At 64.3% G+C, this 15,485-nt stretch carries 17 protein-coding genes; 13 read left to right on the top strand and 4 right to left on the bottom strand.

Translation table 11 applies throughout. The annotated features are described in order from the left end of the window. Positions 1–26 precede the first annotated feature (26 nt). Together coxB and QZ634_RS15390 are read right to left on the bottom strand one after the other, a co-directional pair. Positions 27–1,184, bottom strand: a complete 1,158-nt coding sequence (coxB, locus tag QZ634_RS15395; protein WP_291989847.1) for a cytochrome c oxidase subunit II — start codon at positions 1,182–1,184, stop codon at positions 27–29. A gap of 189 nt (positions 1,185–1,373) precedes the next feature. Then, positions 1,374–1,538, bottom strand: coding sequence for a hypothetical protein (locus QZ634_RS15390; protein ID WP_291989845.1), 165 nt, complete (start codon positions 1,536–1,538; stop codon positions 1,374–1,376). Between the two features lie 122 nt (positions 1,539–1,660). Between QZ634_RS15390 and QZ634_RS15385 the strand changes: the two genes are divergently transcribed. The 3 genes from QZ634_RS15385 (at position 1,661) to cyoE (ending at position 3,608) form a co-directional block, all read left to right on the top strand. Beyond that, positions 1,661–2,149 (top strand): DUF2244 domain-containing protein, encoded by a 489-nt coding sequence (locus tag QZ634_RS15385; protein ID WP_291989842.1) that lies wholly within the window; start codon positions 1,661–1,663, stop codon positions 2,147–2,149. A gap of 17 nt (positions 2,150–2,166) precedes the next feature. Next, positions 2,167–2,517: a cytochrome c oxidase subunit II transmembrane domain-containing protein gene (locus QZ634_RS15380; RefSeq protein WP_291989966.1), complete on the top strand. Its 351-nt coding sequence runs from the start codon at positions 2,167–2,169 to the stop codon at positions 2,515–2,517. Between the two features lie 194 nt (positions 2,518–2,711). Beyond that, positions 2,712–3,608 carry a heme o synthase gene (gene cyoE / locus QZ634_RS15375; protein ID WP_291989840.1) on the top strand — a complete coding sequence of 299 codons (897 nt, stop codon included), beginning with the start codon at positions 2,712–2,714 and terminating at the stop codon, positions 3,606–3,608. Positions 3,609–3,612: 4 nt separating this feature from the next. Here cyoE and mpl read toward each other — a convergent pair whose 3' ends face one another. Further along, the gene (gene mpl / locus QZ634_RS15370; protein WP_291989838.1) at positions 3,613–4,971 is read right to left on the bottom strand and encodes a UDP-N-acetylmuramate:L-alanyl-gamma-D-glutamyl-meso-diaminopimelate ligase; all 1,359 of its coding nucleotides are present in this window, start codon (positions 4,969–4,971) and stop codon (positions 3,613–3,615) included. 129 nt (positions 4,972–5,100) lie between these two features. Here mpl and QZ634_RS15365 point away from each other — a divergent pair, with 129 nt between their 5' ends. The 8 genes from QZ634_RS15365 (at position 5,101) to QZ634_RS15330 (ending at position 11,746) form a co-directional block, all read left to right on the top strand. Further along, the gene (locus QZ634_RS15365) at positions 5,101–5,709 is read left to right on the top strand and encodes a hypothetical protein (RefSeq protein ID WP_291989835.1); all 609 of its coding nucleotides are present in this window, start codon (positions 5,101–5,103) and stop codon (positions 5,707–5,709) included. Further along, positions 5,706–6,257, top strand: a complete 552-nt coding sequence (locus tag QZ634_RS15360) for a TlpA disulfide reductase family protein (protein WP_291989833.1) — start codon at positions 5,706–5,708, stop codon at positions 6,255–6,257. Before QZ634_RS15365 ends, QZ634_RS15360 begins: the two co-directional genes overlap by 4 nt. Positions 6,258–6,304: 47 nt before the next feature. After that, on the top strand, positions 6,305–6,796 hold the full coding sequence (aroQ, locus tag QZ634_RS15355) for a type II 3-dehydroquinate dehydratase (protein ID WP_291989832.1): 492 nt from the start codon (positions 6,305–6,307) through the stop codon (positions 6,794–6,796). Positions 6,797–6,869: 73 nt separating this feature from the next. Continuing rightward, the gene (gene accB, locus QZ634_RS15350; RefSeq protein WP_291989830.1) at positions 6,870–7,325 is read left to right on the top strand and encodes an acetyl-CoA carboxylase biotin carboxyl carrier protein; all 456 of its coding nucleotides are present in this window, start codon (positions 6,870–6,872) and stop codon (positions 7,323–7,325) included. A 15-nt stretch (positions 7,326–7,340) separates the two neighbouring features. Beyond that, positions 7,341–8,705: an acetyl-CoA carboxylase biotin carboxylase subunit gene (gene accC, locus QZ634_RS15345; protein WP_291989828.1), complete on the top strand. Its 1,365-nt coding sequence runs from the start codon at positions 7,341–7,343 to the stop codon at positions 8,703–8,705. 16 nt (positions 8,706–8,721) lie between these two features. Then, complete coding sequence (gene prmA, locus QZ634_RS15340; protein WP_291989825.1) at positions 8,722–9,612, top strand: 50S ribosomal protein L11 methyltransferase; 891 nt, start codon at positions 8,722–8,724, stop codon at positions 9,610–9,612. 3 nt (positions 9,613–9,615) lie between these two features. Then, positions 9,616–10,740, top strand: coding sequence for a DUF3426 domain-containing protein (locus QZ634_RS15335; protein WP_291989823.1), 1,125 nt, complete (start codon positions 9,616–9,618; stop codon positions 10,738–10,740). A 70-nt stretch (positions 10,741–10,810) separates the two neighbouring features. Beyond that, the gene (locus QZ634_RS15330) at positions 10,811–11,746 is read left to right on the top strand and encodes a carbohydrate kinase family protein (RefSeq protein WP_291989821.1); all 936 of its coding nucleotides are present in this window, start codon (positions 10,811–10,813) and stop codon (positions 11,744–11,746) included. Between the two features lie 84 nt (positions 11,747–11,830). On the opposite strand, the gene QZ634_RS15325 is transcribed toward QZ634_RS15330, so the two are convergent. After that, on the bottom strand, positions 11,831–12,229 hold the full coding sequence (locus QZ634_RS15325) for a hypothetical protein (protein WP_291989819.1): 399 nt from the start codon (positions 12,227–12,229) through the stop codon (positions 11,831–11,833). Between the two features lie 302 nt (positions 12,230–12,531). Between QZ634_RS15325 and QZ634_RS15320 the strand changes: the two genes are divergently transcribed. Both QZ634_RS15320 and QZ634_RS15315 read left to right on the top strand, forming a co-directional pair. Beyond that, positions 12,532–13,992 carry a DUF2868 domain-containing protein gene (locus QZ634_RS15320; RefSeq protein WP_291989817.1) on the top strand — a complete coding sequence of 487 codons (1,461 nt, stop codon included), beginning with the start codon at positions 12,532–12,534 and terminating at the stop codon, positions 13,990–13,992. Then, positions 13,989–15,479: a DUF3482 domain-containing protein gene (locus tag QZ634_RS15315; RefSeq protein WP_291989815.1), complete on the top strand. Its 1,491-nt coding sequence runs from the start codon at positions 13,989–13,991 to the stop codon at positions 15,477–15,479. Before QZ634_RS15320 ends, QZ634_RS15315 begins: the two co-directional genes overlap by 4 nt. The last annotated feature ends 6 nt before the right edge of the window (positions 15,480–15,485 follow it).

Genomic DNA, 15,485 nt, shown 5'->3' with positions numbered 1-15,485 from the left:
GATTCTCCTGATGGCCTGTGGCGCGATTACTTGCCGCGAAGCGCCTTGACTTCGGCGGGCTGGATGACTTCACCGAGCTTGTTGCTCCATGCGTTGCGCTCGTAAGCGACAACGGCGGCGATCTCGGTGTCCCTCAACTGTTCTCCAAAGGCGGCCATGGCCGTACCGGCCTTGCCCTTGAGAACCATCTCGACATGCGCAGCTAGTGGCCCCTTGGCAACGGCCGAGCCGTCGAGCGCCGGGAACGCCGGCGGCAATCCCTCGCCGTTCGCCTGGTGGCAGGCGGCACAGTTGGTGGTGTAAACCTTCTCACCAAGGGCCAGCTGTTCGTCAAGCGTCCAGACCTTGTTCGGATCCTCGGCAACCGCAGCCATCTGCTGCTTCTGCTCGCCAGCCCAGGCCGCGTACTTTTCCGCGGAAACGACCTCGACGACCACCGGCATGAAGCCGTGGTCCTTGCCGCAAAGCTCGGAACACTGGCCGCGGTAGGTGCCTTCCTTCTCGGCCCGGAACCAGGTGTCGCGCAGGAAGCCGGGCACGGCATCGGTCTTGACGGCGAATGCCGGCACCGACCAGTTGTGAATCACGTCGTTGGCCGTCGTCAGAATGCGCACTTTCTTGCCGACCGGCACCACCAGCGGGCGATCGACTTCCAGCAGGTAGTGCTCGCCCTTGGGGGCCTTGTTTTCGATCTGCTCGCGCGGCGTCGACAGCACGCTCATGTACTTGACGCCGGCTGCGTCGCCAGTGAGGTATTCGTAGCCCCATTTCCACTGATAGCCAGTGACCTTGACCGTCAGATCGGGCTCCGAGGTGTCGCGCATGTCGACCAGGGCCGACGTCGCCGGAAAGGCTATCGCCACCAGGATCAGCGCCGGCACGATCGTCCAGGCCAGTTCCACGGTGGTGTTGTCGTGGAAAGTCGCCGCCTTGTGACCCTTCGACTTGCGGTGATAAACGAAAGAGTAGGCAACGACTGCAAAAACGCCGACAAAAATGACGACGATCACCCACAACAAAAGACTGTGCAGCTCGTAGACGCGGCGCGCGACAGCGGTGACGGGTTCCTGCAGATTGAGTTCCCAGGCTGCGTTCGCAGCGCCGCTGAACAAGCCGAGCAATCCGGCAATGAAGCGTCCGCTAGAAGCGCTTCGTAGACGATTGCTGTTTGAGTTTCGTGCCATCTTCTCCCTTTCCCCGCAAGGTTCCGCGCCTGCCCTGCGGCAGAACATCGGCGCCAGCCCCTGACGTTCTCGAAAACGTGCCAAAAAGAGCCCGCGCGGGCTCCGTTCCAGTTTTTCACCAACCGCGGAGGTTAACACACTCCACTTGATGTGGATCAATGTTCAACCGAAAAAAAATGGCGGCGCCAGTCACCGCGTCTGCGTCACCACGGCCCATTCCGCACCCTGAGACTGACCCCTGGCTCGACCGGAGACCCCGCCGAGAGCAACGCGGAGAATGCGCAGATTGCGCAGAATGCGCAGACGAAGCCGCGGCGAGGCGGCGCAACGCCAGACGAAGGCACGTGTAATCATGCAGTTGCCTGTCTGCCTTGCCATGCGCGCCGGGCCCCGTGTTAGAATTTCGCGATAGATGCCTTGATTTGTGTCAAGCCCAGCCGAGCCGCTCGCGGGGTCTGAGCATGCGGGAGGAATCGATGAGCCTGGTTGCGGCACAGACACCGGCAGCGCAAACTTGGGAGGCCCGCCGGGACTGCTCGCTGTCCGTGGTCGAACGTAAGTGGTTGTTCCGTGTCACTGCTATCTGGTCGGGCGCCATCGCAATCACTTTCTCGTATTTCGGCGCCTGGCCGGTACTTCCATTTACCGGACTCGAGCTTGGTCTGCTGTGGTGGGCTCTACGGCAAATCGACGCGAGCGCCGACGATTTCGAGAGGATCACCCTTGAATCTGAACGCTTGACGATAGAGACACGCTGCGGCGCGCTGTGGCAACGCCATGCCTTTCATCCGTACTGGGCGCAGCTGCAGTTTGATCGGACTCCGGGACAGCAGCGCCGCCTGCTGATCCGCTCGCATGGCAAGGAGGTCGAAGTCGGCCGCTGGCTGACGGAAGAACAGAAGTGGGCGCTCGGCAACGAGCTGAAGAAGAACCTGGGCGCCGCTCGGCCCGAGAAAACTCTCTGAGGAGAGCGTTTTTGAAAATGCTTCATCGTTTCTGTCAACGCACGAACGTCTTATGGTCGGGCCTGTTCGCGGCAGCGACGCCCGCGCTGGCGCGCGCCGAGTCGACTGCCGACACCGCTTTCGCCGCTGCTGTGGGCCATGAACCGCTAGCCATGCACGGCTATGTTCTGGTCATGCTTACCGTGCTCTTCGTGATGATTTTTGCGATCACCATCTACTCGATGGCCAAGCACCGGAAGGGCGGCGGCAATCAGGCGAGCACGTTTTCTGGGCCGACCGGAACGGTGCAGTGGCTGTGGGCGATGGTGCCGTTCGCCATCTTGCTTTTCGTCGACTACATCCTGATCAGCCTCCACTTTGCCGGCTGACCCACCGCGCAGCTTCGAAAAAATGATCGTCGTCAATCAAAGACCACATCGCGCGTGCAGGTGACTGATTCCCGCGGGGATGGCATCATTCGCCAGCGCTGCGGCGTGCGCTTATTCAGAAATCCTCGGAAGTTACCAGCTTGCGCGGAAGCAGGGGTTGAGACGATGAAACCAAGAAGCGACAGGAAAGCGATATGGCAGTGATCAGCACCAGCTCCCGACGTTCGCCCGGGCAGCGCCTGGGGGCATTTTTCGAGTTGTGCAAGCCGCGGGTCAACAGCCTGATCGTGTTCACCGCGATGATCGGCATGTTTCTGGCGGCGCCATCGTTCCCGCCGTTCGGGCTTTTTGTCGCCGCCTCGGTCGGCATCGCCCTGGTCGCTGGCGCGGCAGCGGCAATCAACTGCCTGATCGAGCAGGAAATCGATGCTCGCATGGCGCGAACGCGTGCCCGACCGACCGCGCGGGGCGAAGTTTCGGCACGCGAAACGCTGACCCTGGCCACCGTGGTCGGCGGCCTGGGATTGTGGATTCTGCACGCCTTCGTCAATCCACTCACCATGTGGCTGACGCTGGCCACCTTTTTCGGCTATGCGGTGATATACACCGTGGTGCTGAAACCGGCGACGCCGATGAACATCGTCATCGGCGGCGCCTCCGGCGCCATGCCCCCGCTACTCGGCTGGGCGGCGATCACCGGCCAGGTCGGCGCCGAAGCGCTGGTCCTGTTTCTGATCATCTTCATCTGGACGCCACCGCACTTCTGGGCCCTGGCTTGTTACCGCTGCGCCGAGTACGCCAAGTCGGGCCTGCCTATGCTGCCGGTCACCCACGGCATCCGCCTGACCTGCCTGCACAGCCTGCTCTACGTGGTGATGCTCACCGGCGCAACCATCCTGCCCTACACGCTCGGCATGAGTGGTCCCTGGTATCTGGCGGCAGCGCTGATTCTCGACGGCATCTTCCTCCTCTACAGCGTCACCCTCTGGCGGGACTACAGCGACAAGCTGGCCAGGCTGACGTTTCGCTATTCGATCATCTATCTGACCTTGCTCTTCGCGGCGCTGCTCGCCGATCATTTCCTGCGCTGACCGGTCAGGCCGCGAGCGCGGCCAGCAGCTTCTCGTGAATGCCGCCAAACCCGCCGTTGCTCATCACGAGAATCTGGTCGCCGGCGCTTGCGGCGCCCGCAATCCGCCCCACCAACTGCTCCAGATCGTTCTCGACGATCGCTTTTTCGCCTAGCGGAACGAGCGCCTCCGCAACGTTCCAGCCAAGATTCGCCGCGTAGCAGAAGACCTCGTCGGCGTCGGCCAGGCTGCCTGGCAGCAGTGCCTTCATGATTCCCAGCTTCATGGTGTTCGAACGCGGTTCGAGAACGGCCAGGATGCGCGCCCGGCCGACCTTGTGCCGCAAACCGGCGAGAGTGGTCGCGATCGCCGTCGGATGGTGCGCAAAATCGTCGTAGACCTCGACACCGCGGACAGTACCGCGCAGTTCCATGCGTCGTTTGACATTCTCGAACGCCGCCAGCGCCGCCAGGCCCTGAGCGAAAGACACCCCGACATGTCTGGCCGCCAGCAGGGCGGCCAGCGCGTTGAGCCGGTTGTGCGCGCCGCTCAGCGCCCATTGCGTGCGACCAATCAGTTGCTCGCCCTGCCACAACTGCAGTGACCCGTCTGCGTCGTCGCCCTCGACACGCCAGCCTTGCGGATCGTTGAAGCGTTCGACCGGGGTCCAGCAGCCGCGCGCCAGGACGCGCTCCAGACTGGCCTCGGCGGCATTCGCCAGGAGCAGGCCATTGCCCGGCAGAGTACGCACCAGATGGTGAAACTGCGTCTCGATCGCCGCCAGATCAGCGAAGATGTCGGCATGATCGAACTCGAGGTTGTTCAGGATCGTCGTCCGCGGGGAGTAGTGAATGAACTTGGATCGCTTGTCGCAAAAGGCGCTATCGTATTCGTCGGCTTCGATCACGAAGAACGGCGAGTCGCTGTCGTCGCCGGACAACCGTGCCGAAACGCCGAAGTTCAGCGGCACCCCCCCGATCAGGAAGCCGGGACTCAGGCCGGCATGCTCGAGAATCCACGCCAGCATGGCGGCGGTGGTGGTCTTGCCGTGCGTCCCGGCGACGGCCAGTACCCAGCGTCCATGCAGCACGTGCTCGGCCAACCATTGCGGCCCGGAGACGTAGGGCAAGCCACGGTCGAGGATCTCCTCGAGCAGCGGATTGGTGCGGGAAATGGCGTTGCCAACCAGGTAGCAATCGGGTTCGAAAGCGATTTGTGCCGCATCGTAGCCTTCGACGAGTTCGATCTGCGCCGCTTCGAGCTGCCTGCTCATCGGCGGGTAAACGCTGCTGTCGCAGCCGGTTACGCGGTGCCCGGCGGCACGCGCCAGCTGGGCAAGCCCCCCCATGAAGGTGCCACAGATGCCGAGGATATGAATATGCATTTAGCCGATCCAAGTTAGAATTGCTGCGCGGAAGACGCGATTGTACCCCTCCCGGAGGCCTGCCTTCCTGGCCTGCCCGGACTACCCAGCTTGCCCTTCGACACTACCAAGCACCACCGGAAAGCTTTGATGAGCAGCCGACAGGATCGCCAGCGCCCCCCACAGCAGCGCAGCCGCATCGCCAGCCTCGCAGCACGGCTGATGGCCGAAGATGGCATCAACTCGGCGGCGTTGGCCAAACGCAAGGCGGCGCGCAGCCTCGGCTTGCCGGACAGCGCCGCGATGCCCGACGATGCCGAAGTCGAGGCCGAACTGCGAACCTACCAGCGCCTCTTCCAGGAAGACGAACAGCAGGCGAGGCGCCTGCACCTGCTGGGCATCGCCGCGCGGCTGATGACCACCGTGCAGCGCTTCAACCCCTACCTCAGCGGTTCGGTGCTTGACGGCACTGCCGGCCGTTACGCCGAGATCGACATTCAGCTCTTCGCCGACAGCGCCAAGGACGTTGAAATCTTCCTCCTCAACGAACGCATCAGCTACCGCCACAGCCCGCCGCGTACCGATCGCGCAGAAGCAGTGCTGACCCTGCTCATTGACGACGCGGTCGCCAACCTGGTGGTCTACCCACGCGACGACGAGCGCGTGAGCTTCAAGACACGCGACGGCCGGGTTCGCGAGCGCGCGCGTCTGGCGGCGGTGCAGAAACTACTGGCCGGCAACGGCAGACCCGCACCATGAGCAGAGGGCGCGGATTCCTGATTGGGCTTCTTGCCGCTTTCGTCGCCTTACTGGCAGCCATCTACAACGCAACGCAGCACTCCAGCACCGTCCAGCGGGCTTTTGCAGCTGTCCCGGCCGACACCGTCGCGCACCTGTTCGCCAGCACGCTCGACGACGAGAACGGTCTGCCGCAGCCGCTTTCGCAATGGCGCGGCAAGACGCTGGTGGTCAATTTCTGGGCCACCTGGTGCCCCCCCTGTCGACAGGAAATGCCGGCTTTTTCGCGATTACAGCGGGCATATGCGGCTAACGGGGTGCAATTTGTCGGCATCGCGCTGGATTCCGCCGACAGCGTGCGAGACTTTTCCGAACGCCATCCGGTCGCCTACCCGCTGTTGATGGGTGGCGCCAAAGGTGTTGAACTGGCAGGCCAGTTCGGCAATTCGTCGCTCAGTCTGCCCTACACCATCGTTCTCGATCGGTACGGTGCCGGACGTCTCCTTCGACTGGGGCCCTTGTCGGAAAACGAACTCGACGATTTCCTGCGCAAGTTGACTGCCCACTGAAGACTGTTGCTGGACAAAATGCGCCCATTTGCGGCAAACTTGCAGCCATGGAGAAGCAAAAGACCCACACCACGGAAACCGACAAAGAGCCGCCAAGTCCGCACCTGCTCGTCCTGCACGGGCCCAATCTCAATCTCCTCGGCACGCGTGAACCCAAGCACTACGGCTCGACCACTCTCGCCGAGATCAATTTGGCCCTGGCCAAGCGCGCCGAGACTGCCGGCGTCAACCTGGAGTCGTTCCAGAGCAATCACGAAGGCGCACTGATCGAACGTGTGCACGCCGCCGGCCGACAAGGCGTCAGCTACATGATCGTCAATCCAGCGGCCTACACGCACACCAGCGTCGCCCTGCGCGACGCGATTGCAGGAACCGGCATTCCCTTTATCGAAGTCCACCTCTCCAATGTGCACGCGCGCGAAGCTTTCCGCCACCATTCGTACTTTTCCGATCTGGCGATTGGCGTCATCACCGGCCTTGGCAGCGAGGGTTATCTGCTGGCGCTCGAATACCTACTGAGCAAGGTTTCAGCTGAGTGAGCCTTCGAGCAATACGTTGTCTGGCGCCCGTGGCCCCTGGCCGCGAACGAGTATGTTCATCCGGAGAGAATTAATGGATCTGCGCAAGTTAAAGAAACTGATTGATCTCGTCGAGGAGTCGAGTATCACCGAACTCGAGATCAATGACGCCGAAGAAAGGGTTCGCATCGTGAAACATGGTGGTGCCATGGCCCATCAAGCCTACGCCATGACCATGGCCACGCCGACCCAGATGATGGCCGCCGCGCCGGCAACCGTCACCGTCACGGCGTCCGACGAACCGCAACTGCCGGACGGCGACATCGTCAAGGCGCCGATGGTCGGCACTTTTTACCACTCCGCCAGTCCAGGCGGCGATCCCTTCGTCCGGCTGGGCAGCGTCGTCAAAGCCGGCGACACGCTATGCATCATTGAGGCAATGAAATTGCTCAACGAGATCGAAGCCGATCACGCGGGTACGGTGATGGCCATTCTGGTCGAGAATGGCGAGCCAGTCGAATACGGCGAGCCGCTATTCGTCATCGGCTAGGGAGAATCTTCCGTCATGTTCGGGAAAGTCCTTATCGCCAATCGCGGCGAAATCGCCCTTCGTATCCAGCGTGCCTGTCGCGAACTCGGCATCAAGACAGTGGTCGTTCACTCGGAAGCCGATCGCGAAGCCAAGTACGTCAAACTCGCGGATGAATCGGTCTGCATCGGTCCGCCGCCTTCGGCGCTGAGCTACCTCAACATCCCGTCGATCATTTCGGCGGCCGAAGTCACGGATTCCGAAGCCATTCACCCCGGCTATGGCTTCCTCTCCGAGAACGCGGACTTTGCCGAGCGGGTGGAGTCTTCAGGCTTCGTTTTCATCGGCCCCCGTCCGGAGACTATCCGCCTGATGGGCGACAAGGTCTCTGCCAAGGAGGCCATGCGCGCCGCCGGGGTTCCCTGCGTCCCCGGGTCGCTGGGAGTGCTGCCCGAAGACCCCAGGGAAATCCTGCGCCTGGCCAAGGAAGTCGGCTACCCGGTCATCATCAAGGCGGCGGGTGGCGGTGGCGGGCGCGGCATGCGCGTCGTGCACACCGAAGCGGCGCTGGCCAACGCGGTGACCATGACCCGTACCGAAGCGCAGAATTTCTTCGGCAATCCACAGGTTTATCTCGAAAAGTACCTGGAGAACCCGCGCCACGTCGAGATCCAGGTGCTCGCCGACAGTTTCCGCAATGCGGTCTTTCTCGGCGAGCGTGATTGCTCGATGCAGCGCCGTCACCAAAAAATAATCGAGGAGGCTCCTGCTCCGGGAATTGCCGTCCGCCACATCGCGCGCATAGGCGAGCGTTGTGCCGAAGCCTGTCGACGCATCAACTATCGCGGTGCGGGAACCTTCGAATTCCTCTACGAGAATGGCGAGTTCTATTTCATCGAGATGAACACGCGCATTCAGGTCGAACATCCGGTCACCGAACTGATCAGTGGCGTCGATCTGGTCGCCGAGCAGATCCGTATTGCCGACGGCGAGCGACTGCGCTTCAAACAGCGGGATCTGGCTTTCCACGGCCACGCCATCGAATGCCGAATCAACGCCGAAGACCCGTTCACCTTTGTTCCTTCGCCCGGCAAGATCACCTTCTACCACCCCCCCGGCGGACCCGGCATCCGCGTGGACTCACATATCTATCAGGGCTACACCGTGCCGTCACATTACGATTCGATGGTCGCCAAGGTGATTTCCTACGGTGACACTCGCGATCAAGCGATTCGCCGCATGCGCACCGCACTGTCGGAAATGAGTATCGAAGGCATCAAGACCAACATCGCACTTCATCAGGAACTGATGCATGATGCCCGCTTCATGGAAGGTGGCACCAGCATTCACTATCTCGAACAGCGGCTGGCCGCCAAGAACGAGCTCAAAAAGGGCGCCTGAGCGGCGCCGATCAGCGATGGCCTGGCTATCCCTCAGTATCCAAACCGACTGCCTGCACGCTGAGGCCCTGGCCGATGCGCTCCTTGAAGAAGGGGCGCTGGCAGCGAGCATCGAGGATGCCGACGCCGGCACCGCCGACGAGACGCCGCAATTTGGCGAGCCCGGATCGATGACCCGCCCGGGCTGGGAGCGCTCGCGCGTGGTCGCCCTGCTCAAGCCAGACACCGATAGCGCGCTACTGGTCAGCCTCTGTGCGGCGCGAGCGGGCCTCGACGAGGCACCTGCCTTTGCCGAGGAAGAGATCGCCGAGCAGGACTGGGTGCAAGTCACCCAGGCGCAGTTCGAACCGATTCGCGTCTCGGAGCGTTTGTGGATCGTTCCATCGTGGCACGACGCGCCCGATCCGCAGGCCATCGTTCTGGTCCTCGATCCCGGCATGGCCTTCGGCACCGGTTCTCACCCCACGACCCGATTGTGCCTGGAGTGGCTCGAACACTGCATTGCGCCGGCAAGCTCGGTCCTCGACTACGGTTGCGGTTCGGGCATCCTGGCCATTGCCGCGGCCAGACTCGGGGCCAGCGACGTACTGGGAGTGGACATCGACCCACAGGCGGTGGCCGCGTCGCTCAGCAACGCCGAACGCAACGGCGTCGCCGTCCGCTTCCAGGACTCGGAACGCGAAGTGAAGGGGCAGTTCGACATCGTCGTCGCCAACATCCTGGCCAACCCGCTGAAGGTTCTCGCACCAGCGATCTGTGGCCACGTACGTCGCGGCGGTCGCCTGGCGCTGTCGGGGATCCTCGCCGAGCAGAGCGAGCAGCTTGTCGCTGCTTATGCGCCCTACCTGCCGCTGCGCGTTGCCGACACGCGCGATGGCTGGGTATGCCTCGCCGGCGTGAAGGACTAGCCGATGAAAACCTGCTGCCCGGGCTGCCAGACGATTTTTCGCGTAACCCCGGAGCAACTCAAGGCGCGTGCCGGAAAAGTCCGTTGCGGGCAGTGCCGACGGGTGTTCAACGCTCTCGACAGCCTGCTCGACGACGCCGAACCGGTCGTCGGTGCGCCGCCAGCGACGGCGCCGGATGTCCCGCTCGAGTCGGCAACGCCACTCCACGCGGAAACCCCGCTGCAAGCGGAAACACGGCCGCCGTCGGACCGCGCGGACGAGGCGGCGCCCGCCGTCGCCGCGCTGCTGCGCGAAGAAATCGACGCCGCCGAGACCGGGAGCGGGGAGGACGACGAACCCGCACCCGCAGACGCCGAGCCTTCCGGTCGCGCCGAGCCTTTCTTTGCTACCTACACCCTGGACACTGTCGCCGACAGTACCGGCCAAACGATTCCCGAGGCCGCTCCCGAAAGCCTTGCGGAAAGCGCGCGCGTCAGCCCGCCAACCGATTCGCCGCCAATGGCCACCGGGCGGCTGGCGAACGGCACGGAAATCGACGCCATCCGCGACGCCGAACACGGGCTCCTGCCTCGTGAAAACAAGGACCTGCCGGGTTACGATCGCTGGCTGGAAGGCGCCATCAGCCAGCCCGCGCCGCCGGTCGCCGGCAAGGCGCTGGCCGCCCCGTTCGTGATCGTCATCGTCCTCCTGGTCCTGACCCTGATCGGCCAGACCATCTTTCACTTCCGCGGGGTGATCGCTCTCACCACGCCCAGCACGCGACCGGCGCTGGCCGCGCTGAGCGCCGCTTTGGGCACCGACATCCCGCTGCCGCGTCACGTCGATCTGGTCAGCATCGAAGCCTCGGATCTACAGAGCGAACCGGGACGAAACAAGCAGCTCATGCTCCAGGCTACCCTGCGCAACCGGGCCAGCTATGCGCAGGCGTACCCGGCGATCGAACTGACGCTCACCGACAGCGCCGACAAGCCCATCGTGCGCCGCGTTTTCATGGCCGACGAGTACCTCGCGCCGGCACAGCTTGCCGAGAAATCGTTCGCCGCCAACGCCGACGTCGAAGTTCGCCTGTGGCTGGACGCCAGCGAGGTCAAGGCCGCCGGCTACCGGCTCTACGTCTTTTACCCGTAAGCCTTGTACCCGTAAGCCTTGCCCATTTGCCCATCCTTCCCTCATCCCGATGTAACTCCCCGGAAAGTCAATGTCGACACTCATTTGCGGCTCAATCGCCTTCGATAACATCATGGTCTTCCATGATCGCTTCAAGAATCACATCCTGCCCGAGCAGATTCACATCCTCAATGTCGCGTTCCTGGTTCCCGAGATGCGTCGCGAGTTCGGTGGCTGCGCCGGCAACATCGCCTACAACCTCAAGCTGCTCAATGGCGAACCCCTGATCATGGCCACGGTCGGCGACGACGCCGATCCCTATCTGCTGCGCCTGGACGATCTTGGCTTGTCGCGGGCGCACGTGCGCCGCATTGCCGGCAGCTTCACCGCCCAGGCTTTCATCACCACCGACCTCGACGACAACCAGATCACCGCCTTCCACCCCGGTGCGATGACCTACTCGCACCTCAATCACGTCGCCGATGTGCCTGGAGCAACCCTCGGGATCGTCGCGCCGGACGGACGCGACGGCATGCTGCAGCACGCGCAGGACCTCGCGGCAGCTGGCGTCCCCTTCGTTTTCGATCCCGGCCAGGGGCTGCCGATGTTCTCCGGCGAGGACCTGATGGGCTTCATGAAACTGGCCAGCTACGCCTGTTTCAACGATTACGAGGCGAAGCTGCTCTGTGACCGCACCGATCGATCGATCGAACGACTGGCCGACGAGGTCGACGCGCTGATCGTGACCCTCGGCGGCGAAGGCTCGCGCATCTACGCCAACGGCCGTTGCCACGAAATCCCCGCTGTCCAGGCCACTACCGTCGTCGATCCCACCGGTTGCGGGGATGCCTACCGCTCAGGGCTGCTCTACGGTATTGACGCCGGCTGGGACTGGCAGAAAACGGGTCAGCTTGCCGCCGTGATGGGGGCGATCAAGATCGCCCATCGTGGTGGACAGAACCATCGCCCGACACGCAACGAGATCGCCGATCATTTCGCCAGCGCTTTTGGCAGTCGCCCCTGGTAAGCCGACGGCAGCGACGGGGCATGTGATTTCAGCGCCGCGACCCGCTGCGGCCGGATCGCCCACCCCGGCAAGCCAGCGGCCGGCCTAACTCAGCTTGCACTCGTTGGCCAGCGGCTGGCCGGTCCTGGCGTTCATCAAGACGCTCTTCCAGGGCAGATCGATCCACAGCAGACCATTCTGCCGATCCTCGTAGCGAGGCAGGCCCGAGCTCGAGTCGTAGCGCAGCAAGGTACGGCGCTTGCCCTGCCAGTCCAGCTCGATCATCCGCGTGTTTTTCTCATTGCGCCGGACCATGACGCTGCGCCCGAGCTCACAGAAGTAGACCCCGCTGCCGAGGGGAATCTGCAGTTGCCCGCGCTCGCTGGTGATACCTGGTTGCGGGGCGGCAACAACCGACGGCGGCCGCTGCTCGAAGAGCGCGCAGCCGGCGAGGACGATCGGCAGAATGGCGATGCTGACGATGAGCGGGCGATGAACTGGCACGCGTAAACCTCGAATCGTGAAAAGAAGACGGGAAAGAGCATGACAGGTTTCACGAAAACGACAAGATTTGCCGGCAAGTCCGGCCGTACCTTGCCGCGCAAAAGCGCTTGCACCGACCCGGCGCTTTGCCAACGACGCCAGCCACTGCGCGCGAGCGGGCAGGCGGCCGCGGCTTTCCCGTACTGGTTTCCCGCGCTTGACAGCGCTGACCGGGCCAGAGAAACTCTGCGCGGTGCGCATGCCTACCCCCGACCACTCCCCGCTCATTGCGGCCCGCCATCCCTCCCTCATATCGCCCGACGATGAATGAACGCGACGCCCTGCTGACCACCGCAGTGCGCGCCGTCGAGACCGTCGACGGGGACAGGAGAAGCTGGACCGACGAGGACCGTTCGTGGTCCAGCCAGGCGGCGGCGGAGGCCGTCGGCGAAGGGGCCAGAGCCGCCGACTTCATCGCCTGCCGCGCGCAATTTGCGCTCGATCGCTTGCGGCCGCGTGACCCCGGCTTCGTTCGCGTCGTAGACGGTCTGCTGTGGCGTGGCTGGATCGCTGCCCTGGTGATGGTGCTCTCCTTTGCCGCCGGTGTGCTCATCGATCGCATCGGATCGGGCCAGAACATCAACCTGCTGGCGCCACCGGTGCTCGGCCTGCTGGCCTGGAACGTCGCGGTCTACCTTTTGCTACTCGTCAATAGCCTGCGCCGCGGTGGCAAACCAGCCCGTCAAGCGGGCCCCGTGCGCCGCGCGTTGGTCGCCGGCTTGGCCGGCAGCAGTCGCCGGCTGCGCCAACGCGGCGTCGCCATGCCGTCTGCCGTGCTGCCCCGGCTGCTGGGTGACTGGAGTCAGATCGCCGCGCCGCTCTACGCCGCACGCGTCGCACGCCTGCTGCACTTCGCTGCCGCGCTGTTTGCCGCCGGCATCCTGAGCGGGCTTTATCTGCGCGGACTCGCCTTCGAATATCGCGCCGGATGGGAAAGTACCTTCCTCGACGCCGAAACGGTGCACCACCTGCTGAGCGTGCTGCTGGCACCGGCGCTGTGGCTCACCGGTTCGCTCCTGCCCGACGTTGACCGACTCGCCGCGATCCGCTTCGGCGTCCTGCCGGCGACGGAAAACGCGGCGCCGTGGTTGCATCTTCTCGCCGCCACGCTGTTCATCGTCGTCATCGTGCCGCGCAGCGTTCTCGGTATTGCCAGCGGCCTGCTTGAACGCCATCGCCGCACACGCCTGCTCGGCGACCTTGGCGACCCCTATTTCCAGCGCCTGCTGCACGGCTACCTGGCCGGACCCGCTCAGCTGACCGTCATCCCCTACAGCTATCACCCGGCGCCGGCAACGACGACCGGGCTGCAGCGGCTGCTCAGGCGGGTCTTCGGCGACAACGCGCAGCTCACCTGGGCGACGCCGGTGAGCTATGGCGGAGAAGAGACGCTACCGGCAGGCGGGCACCCCGAGGGCCACGGCCCGAGCGTCGCGCTGTTCAGTCTGCTGGCCACCCCGGAGCGCGAAACACAGGGCGCCTTCGTTCGTGCCGTGCGCGCCATGGGAAATGGCGGGCCGGTCCTCGTGCTGGTCGATGAAGCGCCGTGGCGCGCCCGTTTCGACCCCGATCCACGACGTATCGAACAGCGCCGGGCCGCCTGGCGCAGCGAACTCGCCGATCTCGCCGAACTCGGGCTCACCCCGGTTTTCCTGGATCTCGCCCAAGCCGATCTGAACGCGGCGCAGGACGAGATCGAACGTCGTCTGGAGGGCTCGGCATGAGCGCAGATCGCATCTCCCTGTCGCTGATTTCGCATACCAACGCCGGCAAGACAACGCTGGCGCGGACGCTGCTCGGCTGCGACGTCGGCGAGGTACGCGATGCACCGCACGTCACCGTCGACGTCAACGCCTACTCGCTGATCGGCACGCCCGAAGGCGACGAATTGACGCTCTGGGACACCCCCGGGTTTGGCGACAGCGCCCGACTTGCCAAGCGCCTGCGCCAGCAGGGCAACCCCATCGGCTGGTTCGTCGGGCAGGTCTGGGATCGCTTTCGTGATCGCTCGATGTGGTTTACCCAGCAGGCGGTGGCCAACGTCCGCGACCAGGCCGACGTGGTGCTCTACCTGGTCAATGCCTCGGAGGAACCGGCTGACGCCGGTTACCTCGAACCCGAGCTTGCCGTTCTCGAGTGGATCGGCAAACCGGTCATCGTCCTCCTCAACCAGACCGGCCGTTCGCGACCGCCCGCCGAGGAAGCCGCCGAACACGACCGCTGGCGAAGCCTCCTCGGCGGCTATCCAATCGTCCACTCGGTGCTCCCGCTGGACGCTTTTGCACGCTGCTGGGTGCAGGAGATCACCCTCCTGCACGAAGTCGGCACGATGTTGCCGGCACAACGCGGGGAAGCCTACGCACGCCTGGTCGGCGCCTGGCAGGCGCGCCGTGAGGCACAGTTCGACGCGTCGATGGCGGTGTTGGCAGAAACGCTGGCGCGCGCCGCGCTGGATCTCGAAACCTTGCCCGAAACGCGGCTGACAGGAACGCTGCGCGACCTCAAGCGCGCGCTCGGCGTTGGCCGCAACGCGGCGGCTGGCGACGACGCGGCCAGGGACGACAAGGCGCGCGCCCTGCAGGCGCTCGCTTTGCGCGTCGACAGCGATCTGCAGGCGGGGCTCGATCGTTTGATCGCCATTCACGAACTCGAAGGCCACGCCAGCGAAGAGCTGCTGCGGCGTATCGCGCTGACGGTGAGCGTCGAAGCCCCGGTCAATGAGCGCAAGGCGGCGCTGATGGGCGGCGCGGTATCCGGCGCATTGACCGGCCTCGGCGTCGACATCGCGCATGCCGGCCTGACGCTCGGCGCCGGGATGATCACCGGTGCCGTCGTCGGCGCGCTGGGCGGCGCCGGCATTGCCCGCGGCGTCAATATGGCGCGCGGTCGACGCGGCACCACCTTGCGCTGGGACGACAGCTTCCTGTGCGAACTGGTGGTCAGCTCGCTGTTGCGCTACCTGGCCGTCGCGCATTACGGGCGCGGGCGCGGCGAGTGGCGAGAAACCGAATATCCGGCGTTCTGGCCCCCGCTGGTGACCGCGGCCGTCGCGGCGAGCAGGGCAAGGCTGCTGGCTGCCTGGGCCGGCCGCGAGACGGGCGTCGCGGCGAGCGACATCGACCCGGGCAGAGTCGCCAGCGCCGCCAGGCCGCTGATCGCCGAGATCGCCCGCAAGCTGCTCGACGACCTCTATCCCGCTTCCCCGGGCTGAGCGAGA

The organism is Candidatus Accumulibacter sp. ACC007 (assembly GCF_907163205.1).
Lineage (GTDB): Bacteria > Pseudomonadota > Gammaproteobacteria > Burkholderiales > Rhodocyclaceae > Accumulibacter > Accumulibacter regalis.
The sequence above is the reverse complement of the archived record's forward strand: the minus strand, read 5'-3'. Positions and strand labels throughout refer to the sequence as shown.